At 43.1% G+C, this 20,192-nt stretch carries 19 protein-coding genes; 9 read left to right on the top strand and 10 right to left on the bottom strand.

Features of this window, described 5'->3' with window-relative positions; genetic code table 11:
* Positions 1 to 20: 20 nt before the first annotated feature.
* A complete protein-coding gene (locus DXX92_RS03770; RefSeq protein ID WP_115999220.1) occupies positions 21 to 2,333 on the bottom strand; it encodes a marine proteobacterial sortase target protein in 2,313 nt (770 codons plus the stop codon).
* 383 nt (positions 2,334 to 2,716) lie between these two features.
* On the opposite strand from DXX92_RS03770, the gene DXX92_RS03765 reads away from it, so the two are divergent.
* Together DXX92_RS03765 and DXX92_RS03760 are read left to right on the top strand one after the other, a co-directional pair.
* Positions 2,717 to 3,241, top strand: a complete 525-nt coding sequence (locus DXX92_RS03765) for a GNAT family N-acetyltransferase (RefSeq protein ID WP_115999219.1) — start codon at positions 2,717 to 2,719, stop codon at positions 3,239 to 3,241.
* A gap of 110 nt (positions 3,242 to 3,351) precedes the next feature.
* Complete coding sequence (locus DXX92_RS03760; protein WP_115999218.1) at positions 3,352 to 3,753, top strand: VOC family protein; 402 nt, start codon at positions 3,352 to 3,354, stop codon at positions 3,751 to 3,753.
* Between the two features lie 47 nt (positions 3,754 to 3,800).
* Here DXX92_RS03760 and DXX92_RS03755 read toward each other — a convergent pair whose 3' ends face one another.
* The 5 genes from DXX92_RS03755 to DXX92_RS03735 form a co-directional block, all read right to left on the bottom strand.
* A complete protein-coding gene (locus tag DXX92_RS03755) occupies positions 3,801 to 5,267 on the bottom strand; it encodes an ATP-binding protein (RefSeq protein ID WP_115999217.1) in 1,467 nt (488 codons plus the stop codon).
* 103 nt (positions 5,268 to 5,370) lie between these two features.
* The gene (locus tag DXX92_RS03750) at positions 5,371 to 6,120 is read right to left on the bottom strand and encodes a response regulator (RefSeq protein ID WP_115999216.1); all 750 of its coding nucleotides are present in this window, start codon (positions 6,118 to 6,120) and stop codon (positions 5,371 to 5,373) included.
* Positions 6,121 to 6,320: 200 nt separating this feature from the next.
* Entirely contained in the window at positions 6,321 to 7,046 is a 726-nt protein-coding gene (locus DXX92_RS03745) for a hypothetical protein (RefSeq protein WP_147301929.1), read from the bottom strand.
* A gap of 482 nt (positions 7,047 to 7,528) precedes the next feature.
* Positions 7,529 to 8,077, bottom strand: coding sequence for a DUF3019 domain-containing protein (locus DXX92_RS03740; RefSeq protein WP_115999214.1), 549 nt, complete (start codon positions 8,075 to 8,077; stop codon positions 7,529 to 7,531).
* Positions 8,065 to 8,952, bottom strand: coding sequence for a MipA/OmpV family protein (locus tag DXX92_RS03735; RefSeq protein ID WP_115999213.1), 888 nt, complete (start codon positions 8,950 to 8,952; stop codon positions 8,065 to 8,067). The genes DXX92_RS03740 and DXX92_RS03735 overlap by 13 nt, the downstream gene beginning before the upstream one ends.
* Positions 8,953 to 9,298: 346 nt before the next feature.
* On the opposite strand from DXX92_RS03735, the gene DXX92_RS03730 reads away from it, so the two are divergent.
* From DXX92_RS03730 to DXX92_RS03715, 4 genes are all read left to right on the top strand, one after another.
* A complete protein-coding gene (locus DXX92_RS03730; protein ID WP_115999212.1) occupies positions 9,299 to 9,739 on the top strand; it encodes an SRPBCC family protein in 441 nt (146 codons plus the stop codon).
* A gap of 271 nt (positions 9,740 to 10,010) precedes the next feature.
* Entirely contained in the window at positions 10,011 to 10,388 is a 378-nt protein-coding gene (locus tag DXX92_RS03725) for a VOC family protein (protein ID WP_115999211.1), read from the top strand.
* Between the two features lie 37 nt (positions 10,389 to 10,425).
* Positions 10,426 to 11,172, top strand: a complete 747-nt coding sequence (locus DXX92_RS03720) for a DNA alkylation repair protein (RefSeq protein ID WP_115999210.1) — start codon at positions 10,426 to 10,428, stop codon at positions 11,170 to 11,172.
* Positions 11,173 to 11,333: 161 nt separating this feature from the next.
* A complete protein-coding gene (locus DXX92_RS03715) occupies positions 11,334 to 12,734 on the top strand; it encodes a transporter substrate-binding domain-containing diguanylate cyclase (RefSeq protein WP_115999209.1) in 1,401 nt (466 codons plus the stop codon).
* Between the two features lie 109 nt (positions 12,735 to 12,843).
* On the opposite strand, the gene eno is transcribed toward DXX92_RS03715, so the two are convergent.
* Both eno and DXX92_RS03705 read right to left on the bottom strand, forming a co-directional pair.
* Positions 12,844 to 14,142, bottom strand: a complete 1,299-nt coding sequence (gene eno, locus DXX92_RS03710; protein WP_116002282.1) for a phosphopyruvate hydratase — start codon at positions 14,140 to 14,142, stop codon at positions 12,844 to 12,846.
* 194 nt (positions 14,143 to 14,336) lie between these two features.
* Positions 14,337 to 15,971: a CTP synthase gene (locus tag DXX92_RS03705; RefSeq protein WP_115999208.1), complete on the bottom strand. Its 1,635-nt coding sequence runs from the start codon at positions 15,969 to 15,971 to the stop codon at positions 14,337 to 14,339.
* On the opposite strand from DXX92_RS03705, the gene DXX92_RS03700 reads away from it, so the two are divergent.
* The 3 genes from DXX92_RS03700 to DXX92_RS03690 all read left to right on the top strand — a co-directional run bounded on the left by DXX92_RS03700 (position 15,970) and on the right by DXX92_RS03690 (position 18,558).
* On the top strand, positions 15,970 to 16,197 hold the full coding sequence (locus DXX92_RS03700) for a hypothetical protein (RefSeq protein ID WP_115999207.1): 228 nt from the start codon (positions 15,970 to 15,972) through the stop codon (positions 16,195 to 16,197). The genes DXX92_RS03705 and DXX92_RS03700 overlap by 2 nt on opposite strands.
* Complete coding sequence (locus DXX92_RS03695) at positions 16,181 to 16,768, top strand: DUF4202 domain-containing protein (protein ID WP_115999206.1); 588 nt, start codon at positions 16,181 to 16,183, stop codon at positions 16,766 to 16,768. The genes DXX92_RS03700 and DXX92_RS03695 overlap by 17 nt, the downstream gene beginning before the upstream one ends.
* A 200-nt stretch (positions 16,769 to 16,968) precedes the next feature.
* Complete coding sequence (locus DXX92_RS03690; protein WP_115999205.1) at positions 16,969 to 18,558, top strand: GGDEF domain-containing protein; 1,590 nt, start codon at positions 16,969 to 16,971, stop codon at positions 18,556 to 18,558.
* Between the two features lie 325 nt (positions 18,559 to 18,883).
* On the opposite strand, the gene DXX92_RS03685 is transcribed toward DXX92_RS03690, so the two are convergent.
* Together DXX92_RS03685 and mazG are read right to left on the bottom strand one after the other, a co-directional pair.
* The gene (locus DXX92_RS03685; protein ID WP_115999204.1) at positions 18,884 to 19,270 is read right to left on the bottom strand and encodes a YbaN family protein; all 387 of its coding nucleotides are present in this window, start codon (positions 19,268 to 19,270) and stop codon (positions 18,884 to 18,886) included.
* A gap of 15 nt (positions 19,271 to 19,285) precedes the next feature.
* Positions 19,286 to 20,191, bottom strand: a complete 906-nt coding sequence (gene mazG / locus DXX92_RS03680; RefSeq protein ID WP_245961390.1) for a nucleoside triphosphate pyrophosphohydrolase — start codon at positions 20,189 to 20,191, stop codon at positions 19,286 to 19,288.
* Between the last annotated feature and the right edge of the window lies 1 nt (position 20,192).

Below are 20,192 nucleotides of genomic sequence, written 5' to 3'. Positions count from 1 at the left end.
CAAAATCCTTTGCCACAGTATCATAGGCTTTGCGCTTTGCTCTGCTGAACCACTGGCTTTGGCTTTGCCCCGCCAAACCAATAAACGGCACACGCTGAAATCATCAATAACGCTGCTAACATCAGCTGCGACAACCAACCAAGCGATGTTTGTGGCATCATCAATTGCAAGCTTTCTTGCACCGCCAGCCGACTATTAGCCAACTTTTCCCTGATATCATGGCGCTTAGCTCGTGCTATTTTAACGGCGGCCTCTGCAGAGGCGACTGGCTTTTCTATCGCCAGTAAGCTCGTGTATGGCGATAATATTTGATAGGCAAGCGATGTTGTTGTGACTTCATTTTTTATTTGCTCTTTCGGCTTGCCAGTGACCAAGCCATCCAGTAAGTCGGCAATTTTTCTACGCGCCCAAAGCTTGGCCACTCCTTTTTCATCTACTTCTTTTGCGCTCTCCCCCCTGTCATCAATGATTTTCGCGAATTTAGTGTCAGCATCATTGCTTTCATCAATCACCACTGAACGATACCAATCACCTTGTGGCGTTTGCCCGGTGACTTCGAAACTGGTCAGGGGTAGTGATGACTTTATCGCTACCTGTAAGGGCTGACCGGCATGTAAGTCTCTTAATCGCTTTGGATAAACATCAAGCGCTGCGTGAATCACATTATCAAAAGACAGCTCAAGGTTAGTGACCTGCGGCTTGCTGATGATGTCTAAAAGCTCAGTCATTTTATCTAGCACTTCTTGCTGGCGCTGAATAAACACATAGTGACCGCGACCAAATTGCGCGGCTTTTTTCATAAAATAGCCATTAGGTGCTGCGCCAATGCCAACGGTATACAAACGATAGTTTTGCGTACTATGCGAGAGCAATTGCATCAGCTCAAATTCATTGGTTACAGCGCCATCAGTAATAAACACAATCTGGCGAAGTACATTTTCTCGCTGTGTGTCTGCTGCTTTACTTCGCCTCATCACTAGCGCTTGGCTCAGTGGCTGATACATTTCGGTGCCACCGTCAGCACGTAGGCCACTGACAAAGTGTTTAGCTCGGGAAATATTTTCGCTAGTTGCCATTTGCGTTTGGCTAAACAAGCGCGACACCTTGCTATCAAAGGCCAAGATATTAAAGCTGTCAGCAGGGTTAAGTTGTTTTATCGCGTATTGCAGGCTCGCTTTAGCTTGTGCAATTGAGGCTCCTTGCATTGAGCCTGATGTGTCGATAATAAAAATCATATCGCGTGCAAGCTGATTCATTTCAGCACTGACCTCGGGTGCATGAGCATCCGATAGCGGATTTTCTAGAGATGAGTTAATTTGGGACTTAAGAGTAGAGTTAGGTGGGTAAAGGGTCAATAAGGTAAAGTGTTCCTCTCCTATTTGTTCGTGATAGGTGGCCACTTGAACAGCATTTGAGCTCGCTAGTTGCCAGTTTATCTCAAAGCTGCGATCGGCTGATGCCTCGCCGCTAGCGAGTTGAATGTTATATCGACCATAATCAGAGGCGACTACTGCTATTTGGTGGCTGGCGCTGCTAATTTTAGCAAGCTCAGCACCTGCATTTAACTGCACATTAATCGCAAGTTTACTATCTACCTTATTATCGCCATGAATTGTATCAGGTAAATGACGAACTAAACCGGATCCTGAGGTTCCAGACTCCAGATCCCCACTTCGAGTATGTATGCGTGCATGGTTACTAACATCATTACTACTAACATCATTACTACTAACATCATTACTACTAACATCATTACTACTAACATCACTACTAAGATAGTTACGACTTCTTAAAGTTTGCTCCGCAGCAGCTTGTGTCCGCATTGGTTGATATCGCTGCGTTATGGCACTGGGTAAACGCAACGAATACTGATCATTATGAATTGATACTGGCATCATTAAACGAATCGTAATTTCAACTTCGCTGCCTGCGGGAATATTCGCTAGCTCATTAGTAAACAAGTTTGGGCGATGTTGGTTCACTAAGCTCGCCTTCTTCCCCGTCGCTTTAGCTTGGTTAAAAAGCCGCCTAGCTTGTGGCTTAGGCATAATAGTGCCCTCAATTTCTCGCTCGCCAACACGCATATGTAAATAATGAACGGCACCATCTTCTGGCAATGGAAATTGATACTGACCATCAAGTGCAATGCCATGCGGATTGACAAAGACCTGCTTAAACTCAGCAATCGCGATTAAGCCATTGATTTCGACATCAATGCTGGTATCAACCGCACTAGCGAAACGCAGCTTAGGATCAGGATGATTAAACACTAACATTGGGCTTAGTAAATAAGGATTAGTTGCCCCATCATTACGTAGAACCTGAGATGCCATGGATTGACGCGTATAGAGTACGAGCAGTAATACTAAAAAACTCAGAACGATTATTACCAGCAACCGCCTAATTCGTTGATACCTGCGTTTTCGCCGCGCCTGTGCAAAGAAAAATGATTGCTGCGGTTGTAAATAATCTCTTGTTTTATTGGTGAACACTGCCTTTTTGCTCCAGTAGGGAAAGCTTAAGTGCAAGTTCAACAAAAGATCCTAGGCATGAACTAACTAAAATCTGGCAATGTGGCGATAAACTATGGCCAAAATATGGCAATCAAAATTTGCCTAGTAAAAATAGTCATTTACACCCCAAATTTCTTCACTTTACCTTGAAGTAACTTTGCGAGTATTTTGATAGATTCAGGTGTAAAACTAACGGTAACTAAATGACAACAATTAGGAATTTAAGCCAAGCAAATGCGCTAGATGCAAAAGCTATCTGCGATATTTACAATCACTATATTGAAACCTCAACGGCAACTTTTGAAGAAACACCTATTTCGGCAGAAGAGATTAGCCATCGAATCGATATAGTGTTAGCAGCTAAGCTGCCTTGGCTAGTCATTGAAAACGAACAGCAGCAATTAGTTGGCTACGCCTATGCGAGCAAGTGGCGCGAGCGCAGCGCTTACCGCTTTGCTGTTGAAGTATCAGTTTACTTATCGCCTCAGCACCTTAGACAAGGGCTAGGCTTAAAACTGTATCGAGTTTTGTTCGATCAGCTAAAAGCACTTGGCATACGCCATGCAATTGGCGGCATTACCTTACCCAACCCCGCCAGTGTGGGTCTGCACGAAAAACTGGGGATGGCCCAAGCGGCACAATTTAACAAGGTCGGGCTGAAGTTTAGACAATGGTTAGATGTTGGCTATTGGCAACTAGATTTTCACGCAGAACCACTTCAAGAGTAATGTTAACGCCTAACTAAACTCTTAGTAGTTAGCACTTAGCAGGTAACCGATAGCTTAATAGAGCGAGTCAGCTATAATGCCGCGTAATTATTCCTAGCGAACTTGAATAAATGAGCAAACCAATACAACAAGACATTGCCACCATAGCACTAGTTGTGGCTGATTATGACGATGCCATTGAGTTTTACACCCAAAAGCTTTCCTTTACTTTGGTTGAGGACACCGCAATGGGTGACGGCAAACGCTGGGTCGTGGTGAAGCCACAAAATACAACCGGCACCCATTTACTACTTGCAAAAGCCAAGAACGATGAACAGCTCGCCGCAGTTGGTAATCAAGTGGGTGGACGGGTGATGCTATTTCTTAACACCAATGACTTTTGGCGAGACTACGAACAAATGAAAGCGAACGGTGTTAACTTCCTCGAAAAACCTCGTGAAGAAAGCTACGCGACCGTGGCGGTGTTTGAAGATCTTTATGGCAATAAATGGGACCTGCTAGAACGCTTTTAGTCACTGATTAGCAATGTCATTCACGATGAATGGTCAGAATGCAGGCGCTATTGCTTTGGCCAAGTCAATATAAAGCTCGCACCGCCAAGCGGTGCTTGATCGACGTCAACGCGTCCCTTATGCAGCTCCACGTAGCGTTTTACGATGGCAAGCCCTAAGCCGATACCGCCAGATTTATGATCACGTGTATCTTCCAGCCTAACAAAGGGTTCAAACAAGGATTGTCTATCCGGCTCTGGAATACCGGGGCCATCGTCTTGTACCGCAAGTTTTACTTGTGGCGCTGCTGGCTTTTGAACGTGCAAACTCCCTTCTGGGCTACCGCTCTTGCTGGCTTGTTGACCGTCATTTGAGATAGCAATATTAATTGTAGTTTTGGCATAACGCACGGCATTGCGAACTAAGTTATCGACCACGCGATTCATCGCTTCTTTGTCCGCAAAGCATGTCACTTCACTTAGTTCATTCGCATCTTGGTAGTTAATGCCATTTATTTGAAAAGTTAATTCGGGTTCCGTTAACGCAGATCGATGGCAAACGTCGTAGGCTAAATTGACCAAATTAATAGATTTAAGCTCAAGCTGCGGTTCTTCACGGTCAAAGCGGGCGTAAACTAATAGCTCATCAACCAAGGCATCCAACTCTTCAATCGATTTGTCCATGGTATCTATGTATTGATTGACCATGGCTTTATCGTCTTCATCACGAATAATTTCCATGGCAAAACGAATGCGGGCAATTGGCGTTCTAAGCTCATGAGAAACAGCATGTGATAGCTCTTGGTGCGATTTAATTAAACGTTGAATACGCGCCGCCATCGAATTAAAGCGCAAAACAAGTTGTTCTAAAGGTTTCGCCACTTTAGTGCTAGCTCGGACACTAAAATCACCACGCCCGAAGATTGTTGCAGCTTTGGTAAGCGACATTAAGCCGCGCGAAATTGGCCACACCCAAATAAAAACCACCAATGCTAGGCCAATAAAAAATATCAAAGTATAAACAGCGTCGGTTTGCTCTGCGCTTTCTGTCAATATTGGCCCTAAGGCAATAATATTGGCTGGCTCTGCTGGGGCGAACTTTATCGCTTCTGCGCTAATACGCGGGTTTGCTTGAGTCGGCGTTAAGGTTTTAAAAAACCAGCTTTCGCCAGCGATATCATCGTAAAGCGTAACAATGCCACCAAGGCTTAAATAGTCCAGCTGAGCTTGACTAAGAGGAGTTTCCACACGCTCAGCAATCGATGTTAGCTCAGCTAAATGCAGTAAAGAGACGGGATAACCAAATGAGGTGGTGATTGCCGTTAAATGTTGCTCGCGAGTTGGCGCAGGTTGGCGCTTGAGTTCGGTCTCCAGTAAGAAAAATGTTCCTTTGTGCAGCTCAAGGTCTGACGTTAATTGGCGCTCAGCTACCACGGCCTTATTTAAGGTTGCGTTGTAAAGTAGATCAATACTCCAACCGAGCCCGACCAAGGTTAAAATAAGAAACAGATAGAGCCGAATAAAAAGGTTTTTCATTATTGATGCTAAGTGAGCGCCTATATGTGAGTGCCGTTAAGTGACTGCTGTTAAATGAGTGTTTATGATAAACGAATAGGTGTCATCTATTGCCATGTGTCATCTATTGCCATGCATCAGCAACCAATAAGTAGCCTTTCTTCCACACCGTTTTAATCTTGCTCGGCTTGGTGGAGTTGTCACCCAGTTTTTTTCTCAGACGCGATACCAACATATCAACAGTGCGATCTAAGCCGTCGTAACCAAAGCCACGTAGGGTGTTAAGTAAATCGTCACGCGACAATATTTGATCAGCATTCACCACAAACTGGTAAAGCAGTTCTAACTCATTTGTGGTTAGCTCAATCGCCTCATTGGCAAGAAAGACTTCCTGCTTATTCTTGTTAACGGTTAAGGTGCCGCATTTAATAATGCCCGGTGCGATAGTTTGTGTCGCAACGGGAGCCGCAGCTTCCTCAATTGCTACTTGATTAGCGATTTTTGCACCGCGGCGCAAGGTCGCATTTACCTTTGCCAGTAGCAATCTCGGCTTAACTGGCTTGCAGATGTAATCATCAGCGCCAACTTCCAAGCCAACAATTTGATCAATATCATCTGTTCGCGCCGTTAGCATTAAGATCGGCGTATCAAGTTGTGGTCGTAGCTCTCGACATATATCTAGCCCATTTTTTCCAGGCAGCATTAAATCGAGAATGATCAGATCCGGTTTAGCCGCAACTATGCGTTCAACCGCCTTATCACCTTGCCCTTCCACAGACACTTGGTAACCTTGACGCTGAAAATAATCTTGAACCAAGTCCGCTAAACTGGTGTCATCCTCAACCAAAAAGACATGCCCTTGATTAATTTCCATGCTTACCTTCCATCTGCTTACCTTTAATAAATGTACCTTTTATCAACTTCATTTCCATAATAGGCAGCTAACTCCCTTTTAACATACGACTCAGCATAATATTCAACGCTATGACCAGCAATTTATGCGCTAAAAAGCGAGTTCATCACCTTGGCTTCAATGAATTGCCAAAACAAATGAACTCGCTCACTATCATACCGCTAAAAACGATAGGTGTAATACACACCAGCGGTTTTTTCATAAATATCATCGGCTTTATAGCCATTGGCTTGTGCGTCAAAATTCGAGTAGGTCACAAGCAAGCCAATATCAGACTGCTTTGATAAGGTGTAATTTAAGCCAAGCGAGCCTGCGTGTGAATCATCTTCAACGAAATCGTGCAAATCGCTATAGGTATATTGACCAAAGGCACTCAACTGACCATAGAGGCGCTGTTCAAATCCAACTGACAATGCAACTTCACCACGATTATCGCGTTTGTCTTCTTGCCAATGAATATATTCGATGCCAAAAGTCAGTGCGGTATCTGAGCTAAATACATACTTACCCGACAAATCAAGACCAACCCCGTAAGAGTCGTCAGCGCCGATAACTTCTCGCCCGCCAGTTAAACCTAAACCTAGCGTCATCTCGAGCCCTGTTTTGTCTTGCCAACGTTCCATAAATTGATAGCGAATACCGCCAAAGCCAACAGTAACATTATCAGTAACGCCGTAGCCAAACACGGGCAATGCGCGCCATTTATTGTCACCGTCAGTTTGTTCGCCAAAGAGCAATGCCCCACCGACGGCAATTTCACCATCAGCTAAGACTAATGGCCGTTCAATAAGATTACTTGGGCTTAATTGCTGAGCACTAATCGCCGCAGAGCTCAGTGCGAATACAAAACTAGATAAGATTACTGGTGTTGAGATTAACTTTTTCATCATCATTTCCCTTTGCTATTAAATGCATATTGTTTAGGGCGTGTTGATCTTTCAGGGTTGTTTTTGCAGCAGTCTGTTTGGGTTTTATACAAGGCGGCACTTGTGCAGTGTAATCATTCTCCATAAATAAGTGCCAACACAGTAGAAAACTCAAACAGACGCTGCCCCTTTATTTTGTGTTGAGGGGGTTCATCTAAACGCCTCCTGCTCATTGTTGCTCGCATTTTACATAGAACGACTATGCGACAAAGCGAGCGCCGCGATCAGAAAGCGTTTAGATTGAACAAAATTCAATCTCGAAAGATCAACACGCCCTAGTTCAATTGGTATGAGGGAAATCTTAAAGTTGATACCTGTATGTTTCTTTAATTGAGATGTCGAGAAATGTCGCACACTTGTATAAATCAATGTTAGTTGTCAAAAAGTGTATGACTCACGGGTTAGCAAGTGAATCTTTACACTAAGTTGCTACTGAGATGTGGCTAGAATATCCGTAAGAAACGACGGCGACGCTTGGCACGAATGCGCTGTTCCAACGTACCGATGACATTGATATTTGCCTGCACTATTGCATCACCTAGCAAGTTGGCAGATTGATAGCTGCGCAAGATATACGTAACAGGCTTATCTGATTCGAACATCATCACATGGCTGCCTGACCATTGGTTTTTCCAGCACTTCAACGGTTCTAATTCTTCTTGCTCGTATAAACAATAATGGCCAGCTTGTGGCATTTCCCATATCAATGCAGCTTTCATTGAACATAGATATGTACCCGAAGCAAGCTCACAAACATTGGGACTCGCAATCAACATCGGCGACTTAGCGTGGCGAGCTAGATTGGCTTGATTAGCTTGGTTGGCTTGATTCGCTAGTTTACTTGATTGCTGGCTCAACGGTTCTGCTGGTGCAGAGTTGTTTTGAGCCTGAGCCTGCACCTGACTAATCGTAAGCATAGGCAATAACATACCAATTGTTGCGGCCAACTTCGCTAACAGTTGTCGATGCGGCCTAACCATCAGAAAGTCCATAGCATGCCTACACTCAAGCTATACACTGTATCACGGCCACTCACCAGAGGACTGTCACTAATATTGTCACTAAACAGCGATACACTAGCGGCAGCTATAATTGACCAGTCATCATCCATTGGCCGTTCAACGTAGAGTCGTGCTCGACCAACCCATGCAGCACCTGGTCTATACTCAGGTCGAAAACTTGTCGCCTCTTCGGCACTTACCCCGTAGTAATAGTCGGTGGCATTATCATCATAAACAGCAACACTGATACCCGGTAAGAACATTGCGTGACGGGTAAAGTAAGGCCTTGATACATCAAGACTGGCAACCGTACCGTGATGCCTTGATAGTGCGTCATGTACAACGGCCATCCGCACATCAAACTTTCTAAAAATGCCAAAATACTCAAAGCCAACTTCCGTTGAAGCTTTTCGCGTTTCAATTCCATCAAGTAAATTGCCGCGCTCTTGGTCGTCTTCTGACAATTCAAAAAATAACGACTCGGCTATAACACTTACCTGCCGCGTTTCGCTTTGATAAAGAATATGCCCGATAGTAAACGGACGCCCTGATAAGGGAGCGACTTCAGCAAAAAAGTTGTCTTTGTAATAACCACCAGAAATAACAGGATCAAGTTCAATGGTATTGTGAAATTCATCAATACTATCGATTAAAGTATTGCGATAGGTGGTGACCAAACCAAGATCTAGCTCCCAGTGTGACTCTGATGAGCTGCCTTCTTGTACAGAAGTGTCATTTACTGTCGATATTTGTACCGTTTGTTGCTCAGCTGCAAAGGCTTGATTAGTTTGAGCAGTGACAAGGTGAGGATAACAAGCAACAAAAGCTAACCAAACCAACACTAGGTTATATAAATTTTTTTTCATTATTTTTCTGTTTTAAAGCCTGTGCCGATTTCAAAGGCGCTCGCTATATTATTGGTCAGCAAAGCAGTTACCATTACATAAGTGCGAGCTAAGTCTTTCATTTTGTTATTTTATAGACAAATCCAAGTGTACGATGTCATTACTTGGCATGCTAGCGATTTATTAATGCATTAAAAGCAACAAGGCTAGCGTTGAGCCCCAAATAAGTGATAAGTGATAACTAAGCAAGCATAACTCGCTAAACCAATTCACTTCACGCTAGCAAAGGCCCTAGTTATTGGCGTGCTGGCAGAACACTCAGAATTGATTACACTTAATTTTAGGGCAGACAATCGAGCAAATAGCGATGGAGCAAAGCTTCACCTCCAGTTTTTATATCGCAGCCAAACCAGCAAGTATATACACTGCACTCACCTTGGATGTGTGTAAGTGGTGGACTGAAAATGCCACTTGTGCCAGTAGAATTGGTGACTTGCTAAGTGTGTATTTTGAAAACAATACACATTGGGTGATGACAGTCGCAGAGGCCACGCCATGCCATTCTCTCGTTTGGCATGTTACCGAAGCTTTTCACGATTTACCTTCGCTTGAACAAAAAGATGAATGGCTAGGTACCAATATTATTTGGCATTTAGAAGAGCAAAAACATGGGACGAATGTCAGCCTAACACATAACGGTTTAGTACCATCACTTAGTTGCTATCGGGTTTGCCAATCGGGTTGGCAGCAATACTTATCAAGCCTGCAGGCTTATTTAGAATCGGGCCAAGGTAACCCTTATCACTAGAGCGTGTAGCTTTATGTATGGTCTAGTGGATTTTAGACAATAGATTCCAGATTAATCGTTTATTCTATTTAGTGTTAGCAACTCTATTATCACTTTTAACCTGATGCTGGTTTAGTCTGTCACTCTTACTCTCTTCCTATTGCCAGTGCCAGTGCCAGCAGTGCAATTGAGGTTTACACAGCCGCTTACAATTGCACCAAAATATTTTATTTTCAAATCCGACTAAAATTCATAGAGTAGAAATAAAAATAAAAACTCAAGGACGTTAACATTGAACCTAAATCAAGTAACACTGCCAGCCGTTGATATGGCTCAATCTACCGCTTTTTATCGCGCAATGGGGTTTACGCAAATCGTTGATACAAATCACTACGCAAGATTTGAATGCCCAGACGGTGATGCCACCTTCTCACTGTCACTTACCGAAAAGCTTAACTCAAACGAAAGCGTTATCTACTTTGAGTGTGAGGAACTTGATAACAAAGTGGATAGCTTGGTTAAGCAGGGCTTTACATTTGAACAATTGCCAACAGATCAACGATACCTATGGCGCGAAGCAATACTAAAAGACCCTAGTAACAACAAAATAAAGCTATATTGGGCTGGCGAAAATCGAAAAAACCCACCTTGGCGGGTAGAGCTAAAATAGCGAGAAAATAGTGAAAGCTTAAAAGAGTTAAGAGCTTATGCCAAAGCACACACAACAAACACCATCAGCTGCTACAGCGCTAGCTAGCCTTGATGCGATGGCCGACGCTAAAATTGCCGAACACTCAACGCGCTTTTTTAAAACAGCACCAGGGCAATATGGCGAGGGTGATAAGTTTCTTGGTATTCGCGTACCACAAATCCGAAAAATAGTGAGCCAATACAAAAGCCTCCCACTGAGTGAAGTTAACGTATTATTGTACAGTGAATATCACGAAGCCCGCTTGTGCGCATTACTGATACTCGTGAGCCGATTTAAACAAAAGCGCTCAAACGAGCATCAAGCGATATTCGATTTTTACTTAGAAAATTTAGATCAAGTTAACAATTGGGATTTAGTTGATAGCTCTGCCCACCCAATTGTTGGTGGCTATTTATATAGTAAAACGTCGAGTAAAGACCGCGCATTACTATATCAACTAGCAGACTCTGAGAACCTTTGGCATCGACGCGTCGCCATTATCGCTACCTATCACTTTATTAAACGCGACGACTTCGCCGACGCACTAGCATTAAGCGAAATACTATTAACGGATAAACAAGATCTTATTCACAAAGCGGTTGGCTGGATGCTCAGAGAAATAGGCAAAAAAGACTATGACATTGAGTACCAATTTTTAGTCAAATACCATGTAAGAATGCCAAGAACAATGCTGCGCTATGCGATTGAAAAATTTTCACCTGTCGTTAGAAAACAGTTTTTATTAGGCCAGTTAAGCACATAACAAAGGAAGTAATTTCAGGGGGCTTTGCAACTAAGTTGCAATGTTGTCACATTCACATTAGGTTTAATAAAGGCGTCAAGGACAGACAGTGAGTGAGCGAACCCAATTGACTACCAGACATTTGTACAGCAGTTGCCTGTAAATCTTTAAGGAAGTAACACTTGCCACAATTTATTCATAAAATTATCGGTTGTTGTTTGCTTTTGTTGGCTGCGCATGGAGCACAGGCCAGAACACTGAACTATTGCGTTGACCCCAATTGGACTCCTTATGAGTATCTAGAACAAGGTCAGCATGCTGGGCTATCGGCATTCTATTTTGAGAAAATAGCCAAGTTTGCCAACCTTGAGATAAAGCTCGTTCAAACTGAATCTTGGCAAGCGACGATTGAGGCCCTTACTAAAGATGAGTGTGATCTGACCCCATTTTTAAATTACTCCGACGCGAGAGCCGAGTATTTAATTTTCTCAGTCCCCTATTTCCAAGCCCCTAACGTGATATTTGCTCATTATCAGCAAAAGCTGATTGGCGGCTTGGCACAAGTTACCAATGAGCGTATTGGCGTTGTTAAAAGCTACCGCCTAGAAAGCTACCTCAACCGCTACTACCCCAATATTGAACAAGTGCCAGTGGCAAGTGAACTTGAAGGGTTAAGAAAAGTTAATAACAAAGAAATCGATTTGTTTGTCAGCTCTTATTACGGCGCAAATTTTTTGATCCACCAGCATAATTTAGCCAATATTCGTATTATCGGTTTAGCCGATTTAAAAGATCAGTTACGTATTGGCTTACGGCATGAGCATAGCGACTTAATGCCAAAAATAAATCAAGCCATACTTAAGCTCAGTGAAGAAGACCACCGTCACGCGTTTAGCTTGCTTGAGCCCGTTAAAGTTATCTCGCAAACCAATTACACCTTAGCTTGGCAAATCGGTGCCATCGGCGCACTTCTGGTGATGATGATGGGGCTCAGGTATTACTATTCGCTGCAACAAAAACACGCATTGGCGCAAAAGAACCAAGCACTTGAGCGCTTGCACCAAGCACTAGAAAAGAAAAACACCCAGCTAGAAGCGCTGGCCGTGACCGATCATTTAACGAAATTACATAACCGCAGTTACCTTAGTGACAAAATCGCGGAATGCATCAATCGTAAAAAACGTTACCAATCAGAATGTTGTTTGATCATGTGTGACGTCGATAACTTTAAAGCCTTTAATGATAACTTTGGTCATCAAGTGGGCGATGAGGTGCTGGTTGTGCTGGCTAATACCATTCGAGGCTGTGCCCGTGAGACTGATTTTACTGCCCGCTGGGGCGGCGAAGAATTTGTGATTATTTGCCCAGAAACCAACTTAAATGATGGCTTAAGCTTGGCCAATCGTATTCGTCAGCAATTAACAATAGAAAGCGCTAAATTACCTTGCCCTGTCACTTGCAGTATCGGCATTGCGCAGCTTGGTAGCTGCGATACCCAAGAGTCTTGGTTTGCCAGTGCCGATCAAGCACTTTACCTTGCTAAAGAAGCAGGTAAAGACAAGATAGAGGTAGCGATAAACTAGCAACGTAATCAAAGCTGCGAGCGCAGAAATGAGCGCTTCCGTCACAAAAAACGCTGCATCAAGCAGCGTTTTTTATTGTCAGCTAATAAAAGCTATCAGTAACTAAAGGTTAGTGACCTTTAACTTCTGACAGTCCGTTGAATACAGCTTTATCACCTAAAAACTCTTCAATGCGAAGCAATTGGTTGTACTTAGCAACGCGGTCAGAGCGACATAAAGAGCCAGTTTTAATTTGGCCAGCTGCTGTACCAACAGCTAGATCAGCGATAGTCGCGTCTTCAGTTTCACCTGAGCGATGTGAAATAACCGCGGTAAAACCAGCATCTTTCGCCATTTTAATCGCCGCTAATGTTTCGGTTAATGAACCGATTTGATTGAATTTGATCAAGATAGAGTTACCAATACCTTGCTCAATACCGCGCGCTAAAATCTTAGTATTGGTTACGAATAAATCGTCACCAACGATTTGCACTGTATCACCGAGTAAATCTGTTTGATATTTAAAGCCATCCCAATCCGACTCATCTAAGCCGTCTTCAATCGAAATAATTGGGTACTCAGCGCACAAAGCCGCTAAGAAGTCAGAAAATTCGTTAGCAGTGTATTGCTTACCTTCGCCTGATAAGTCGTAAATGCCTTCTTCTTTATTATAAAATTCAGAAGCAGCACAATCTAGCGCTAACGTTACATCTTTACCTAATTCGTAACCCGCCGCCTCTGTCGCTTCTTTGATTACCGCCAGGGCATCAGCGTTAGATTCTAGGTTAGGTGCAAAACCACCTTCGTCACCGACCGCCGTATTCATGCCTTTTGCAGATAATACTTTTTTCAATGCGTGGAAAATCTCCGCGCCCATGCGCAATGCTTCTTTAAAGCTAGGCGCACCAACAGGCTGTACCATAAATTCTTGAATATCAACGTTGTTGTCAGCGTGCTCACCACCGTTAAGAATATTCATCATAGGTAGTGGCAATGAATATTGACCTGGAGTGCCATTCAAATCAGCAATATGTTCGAATAACTGCACACCTTTTGCCATGGCTGCCGCTTTAGCTGTTGCTAGCGATACCGCTAAAATGGCATTGGCGCCAAAGTTTTCTTTGTTTTCTGTGCCATCTAAGTCAATCATGATTTGATCAACATTTGCTTGCTCAAGCGCCGATTTGCCAACCAGTGCAGGGGCAATTTTGTCATTCACTGCAGCAACGGCATTTAATACACCTTTACCTAAATAACGTGATTTATCACCATCACGTAGTTCAAGAGCCTCACGCGAACCTGTTGATGCACCTGATGGCGCACAAGCGCGACCCCATGCGCCAGATTCCAAATAAACGTCGGCTTCAACCGTTGGGTTACCGCGAGAGTCCATCACTTCGCGTGCAATAATTTTTGCAATGTTTGACATGTTTGTTCCTCTACAGCTTTTGCTATGTTGAGCTTTGATAATTGTTAAACTTTGATAATTCGATAATGATAATTGATGCGTGCTATCAACACGCATTTTATGCCGCTAATTTACCCCGAACGTTAACGACTTGCACGTCACGAAAATAAATAGCGGCAATAAAAAAACCGTAGCTAGGCTACGGTTTTAGAAAATTAAGCGTCTTGCTTGTGAAAGCTAAATGCCGCTGCAATAAAGCCTTCAAACAGTGGGTGTCCATCACGCGGTGTTGAATTAAATTCAGGATGGAACTGGCCCGCAATAAACCATGGGTGATCTTTGTTTTCTATCACCTCAACTAATTTCTTATCCGCAGATAACCCCGAGAATACTAAGCCAGCTTTGCTTAGTTGGTCACGGTAGTTATTATTTACCTCATAACGGTGGCGGTGTCTTTCATAAATTGTTTCACTGCCATATACGTCACAGGCTTTGGTACCTTTCACTAAGTGGCACAGTTGTGAACCTAAACGCATGGTGCCGCCTAAATCAGACGCTTCACTGCGTGTTTCAACTTGGCCGTCTTCATCTAACCACTCGTTAATTAAACCAACTACTGGGTAAGGTGTTTCAGGGTTAAACTCGGTTGAGTGTGCATCTGCTAAGCCAGCAACGTTGCGGGCAAACTCAATCAAGGCCACTTGCATACCTAAACAAATGCCTAAGTAAGGGACTTTGTTTTCACGGGCGTATTGCGCAGCAAGAATTTTACCTTCAACACCACGCTCACCAAAACCACCTGGTACCAAAATGGCATCTAAATGCTCAAGTAACTCGGTACCTTTAACTTCAAGATCTTGTGAGTCAATGTACTCAATCTTGATTTTTACTTGGTTTTTCAAGCCGGCGTGTTTAAGGGCTTCGTTAACTGATTTGTAGGCATCAGCCAGTTCGATGTACTTACCAACCATACCAATGGTTAATTCATCAACTGGGTTAGCTTCTTGGTAAAGCACTTGTTCCCACTCAGATAAATCCGCTTCTGGCACATCTAAGCCAAAGCGTTGGCAAACTAATTCATCAGCACCTTGCGATTTAAGCAATGCAGGGATTTTGTAGATGCTATCAACATCACGCATTGAGATAACAGCACGCTCTTCAACATTACAGAATAACGCAATTTTCGCGCGCTCATTCGCAGGAATAACGTCTTCACTACGACAAACTAGTAGATCAGGGAAAATACCAATTGAACGCAGCTCTTTTACCGAATGCTGAGTTGGCTTAGTTTTGATTTCACCTGAAGCAGCTAAATACGGCACTAACGTTAAGTGCATAAACATGGCGCGCTCACGGCCAAGTTCAGTGCCTAATTGACGAATCGCTTCTAGGAAAGGTTGTGATTCAATATCACCGACCGTACCGCCAATTTCAACCATAGCGACATCGTAACCTTCCGCACCTTCAATGACGCGACGCTTAATGTCGTTGGTAATATGAGGGATAACCTGAATGGTGGCACCAAGGAATTCACCTTTACGCTCACGCGCTAAAATATCTTGATAGATTCGACCGGTGGTGAAATTGTTGCGCTTGGTCATTTTGGTGCGAATAAAACGCTCGTAGTGACCTAAGTCTAAATCTGTTTCGGCGCCATCTTCAGTCACGAATACTTCACCGTGCTGAATTGGGCTCATGGTTCCCGGGTCAACATTAATATAAGGGTCAAGCTTTAACATGGTCACTTTCAAACCACGCGCTTCCAGAATCGCAGCGAGTGAGGCTGCAGCAATTCCTTTACCTAACGACGACACAACACCGCCCGTTACAAAAATATATCTTGTAGTCATGTTTAACCCAGAAAATAAGGAAGTTTGGAAATTGGCCAAACTTGGATCTTCGATGCAAGATGCAAGTATAGCAGGACGGGGCGGCATTATACCCAAAGCCCCTATGAACAACAAGCAAGCAGCCAATAAAATTAGTGATTTAACACAGACAGTTGGCAATGCTAAAAAACTGAGTATGATGGTGCCACTTAGAACGGAAAAAGAACACTATGAGCGCAGCACTTAACCTTGTCCTTGACGCGATTGATGCAATCAACCAGCAAGATCCCAATGTTGAACAGATTGATGGTCAACCACAACCGAAAGAGCTAGTTTACGGTCAACGTATGTCACAGTGCTTACATAGCTTTTGGCCTGACAGCAGCGAGCACTTACAAATTGCGGTACGCGCTCAACATGTCAAACGTTGGGCAATTGCACGTAGCGAATATCCCGAAGGTAAAGCGGGTTACCTAAAATGGCGCAAAGCGCTCGGCCAACTTCATGCCGAAACGGCTAGTGAGCTGATGTTAGCCAACGGCTATGCACCAGCTGATGCTGACCGAACTGCAGCGATTATTCGCAAGGAAAAGTTAAAATCTAACCCTGAAAGTCAAACGCTTGAAGATGTCGCCTGCTTAGTGTTTCTCAGCTACTATTTTGCGCCGTTTGCAGCAAAACATAGTGACGAAAAAATTATCAGTATTTTGCAAAAAACTTGGAAAAAAATGTCGGCAACTGCCCAGCAAATTGCGCTTAAAGCAGATCTACCCGCGCATTTAGCTGCCTTAGTTGAACAAGCATTAGCTGAAATTTAGTCGCCTTTTGATCAATTAATCACTGAATTTTTGCTGAGTTCGCTTAGCACATTTGTTATTATTTTGTGAACACGCTGACGATGGCCATTTCAATGCATTCTTTTTATTCTTGAATCTGGCCTGCAAGACATAACATCGCCAAGCGCAGCTCATAACCCAACAAGTTACTAATTTTAGGATTTACGTAAGCCTTCAACGCCATGAGTAGTCAAGATTTACAAGCACTCAAGCGCACTAACACGGAATTAAAGCGAGCTATTAGACATTTTCTCGAGGCCGCTCCGAATTCTGGTCCGTTAGCTGTGCAAGTTAATAATATTAAAGAAGCAATTAAGTCTAATGAAGCGATGTTTACTTTCGCTTCGTTGGTAGAACAATACGCAAAAATGAAAAAGAATTTTGATAATGTCGATTATCAAAATCAGAAAAAAGATATCGCCAAGTTCAAAGCGATTGTGAAGAAAACAGGCACTCGTAATTTATCATCTAATCAGCTGGAAAAAGTTGAAACCCTGTTAGCAGAACTTAATACCGCTCAACCCGCGCATACGGTTTTAATGAGCGCAGGCCAAACGATTGATTACTTTGCCACAGATCTAAGTAACTTAAGAGAATCTTCGAGCGTAGTTGTTAAAGCGGAAGACGTAGTAACAGATGAAACAGGCGTTGTTGCCGCTGATGTTCACTTAGCCAGTAAAAAGCTGCTCAAAGATGTGGTTGTCGTTTCAAAACAGTTAACCAAAACATACCCGAATGACGAGTTTATTAGTGGAATTTTGCGCGAGGCTTCGAGTGTTAAAGAAGGTAAAGGCACCTTTTTTACTGCCATAAACTTATTAGAGCGCACCACCACTTATTTAACCCTGCTTATTCAGCAAGAGCGCTGTGCTACCGAAGAAATGCTTAATGACATTCATGCCAATTTAATGAATGCCATTAGCCAAACTTGTGTGGTTAAAAAACTGGTTGATTCTTCACAAGATAGCTGTGACAAAGTGAGTCAGTCCATGGCCAACGAGTTACAGAATATGGAAGTTAAAGCTAAGAGTATTGATACACTCAGCGGTATGCAGCAACATATCAAAGACAGTGTCAGTTTGATCGCTAAGCTAATGAATAGCTACTCCGATGAACAAAAACAAATTCATCGCACCAACGAAGCAACAATCCAAGAACTGACCAGCCAAATTGAAAGCACCTCGAACTTTGTTGATCAACTTGAAAAGCAGCTTAATGTTGCTGAAGAAACCAGCTTAATCGACGAACTAACCACTATCGGAAACCGCAAAGGTTATGTGCTGCGTATTAATGATGAACGCAAACATTGGCAAATCACTAAGCAGCCGTTGACCTTAATGGTGATTGACGTTGATAACTTCAAAAGCATCAATGACACTTACGGTCATAGCATTGGCGATCAGGTCCTAAAATGCTTAGGCCAAACATTGAAAAAGCACATTCGCAACTCTGATTATGTAGCGCGTTTTGGCGGTGAAGAATTTGTAATTATTTTACCGGCAACCGAAATTGATCGCGCCGTTCAGATAGGGCAAAAAATTCAGGGTGTGATCAACAACCTCAAGTTTGAACTACGTAAAAAGAACAAAGTACTTAAAATGACGTGTTCATTTGGCATCGCAGGCTTTAGTCAAAAGTGCAGTAATAGTACCGATGTTTTTAACTTGGCAGATAAAGCTTTGTATAAAGCAAAAGAGAATGGCCGAGATTGTATCGTGGTTGCCAAAGACGACAAGCTGGTCAAAGTTGAAGCAGAAAAGGCAATGACCTAACAATTTAAACAATTTAACATGTCATAACGAAAAAACGAGCAATACGCTCGTTTTTTTATATCTGTAAACGTTAATAGCAATTGAGTTATAGCAATTGAATTAATTAGTTGATCAATTATGACGTAGGAAAAAGGTTCATAAACACAGGTTTTATGCTCCAAGCAAAACCTAAGTACCTACATCCATATAGGCAAGGCGTTATTTGTTGTTAACTAGTTGTTCTAATTTCAAAAATAACAACGCAGTTAATGAGCATTTTAACCAGCCAGAATGTTCAAGTATTTATTGAAATTGGTATTTATCGCTAAATAAGGTACTTGGGTGTTTATCGGCCTTCTGGTGGCTTTTGATCGCTAATTGGCAAGCGCCAAACAAAAATAAATGGCCCAGTGATCAGCGCAATAACTAACGCCCCCCACAAATAACTTTGCAGTACATAACATGACCAAGCACATGCCAACACCATCGAGACTAAAGCAATTCGTTTAGCTCGTAGTGGAATGCTTCTGTGTGCTTGCCAATCGCGGATCATTGGTCCAAATATTCGGTTATCAAGCAACATTTGATGGAGCCTAGGCGAAGACTTTGCAAAACAGGCGGCCGCAACAATCAAGAACGGCGTTGTTGGCAACACAGGCAAAACCACCCCAAGGATGCCCAAGCCCACAAAGAGTAAACCGACAATAACCAAGGCAATTCTACTTATACGCATAGAATAAATAACAACCTAGGGCTTATTAGCAGTTTGCTTTGTTTGAGCTGCCTGCAACTCAGTTCGACTTTGCAGGGATTGCTCGTAACCGTTTTTTTCTACCTGCTTAGCACTTTGCCAAAACTGCTCTAACGTCGCTAAGTCATGTTCAGCCATGGGTTTACCAGAGCTTGTCGCTTGCTGTTCAACATGCTTGAATCGTTTACTGAATTTATCATTTGCGGCTCGCAGCAGTGCTTCAGGATCTTGTTTAGCATGACGACAAACATTAACCACAGCAAAGAGTAAATCCCCCAGCTCTTCCCCTAGCCTTGCTTGTTGTGCGCTATTGGTTAAATCACCGGTCAACTCTGCTTTAACTTCGGCAACTTCTTCTTCGACTTTCTCAAAGCATTGCGAAATATTATCCCAGTCAAAGCCAACGTGCGCACAACGCTTTTGAATCTTATTAGCTCGTGATAATGCCGGTAACGCCTGCGGTATATCGGCCAAAATACTTAAATTCTCTTGCTGATTTTTTTGCTTTCGCTCATTCGCTTTTTCATTTTCCCAATTCGCTTTAATATCAGCGTCCGTCGTTAGAGTTTTATCACCAAAGACATGGGGGTGGCGACGGATCAACTTTTCACAAATTGCCGCCACAACCGAATCAAAATCAAACCGCTTTTGCTCTGCTCCCAACTGGCTGTAGAACACCACTTGAAACAATAAGTCGCCAAGCTCTTTTTCTAACTCAGAAAAGTCTTGCTGGTTAATGGCCTCAGCCACTTCATAGGCTTCTTCAATAGTGTGTGGAACAATTGATGCGAAGTCTTGCTTAAGATCCCATGGGCAGCCCGTTTCAGGATCGCGTAGCTGCGCCATAATCCAGCGCAGCTTTGCCATTGATGCCGGTGCATCTTTCATATCGATATTTATCATG

Origin of the sequence: Thalassotalea euphylliae (assembly GCF_003390395.1) — a bacterium.
In the GTDB taxonomy this organism is placed as follows: Bacteria; Pseudomonadota; Gammaproteobacteria; order Enterobacterales; family Alteromonadaceae; genus Thalassotalea_F; species Thalassotalea_F euphylliae_C.
This window is presented reverse-complemented; position numbering and strand designations above follow the sequence as displayed.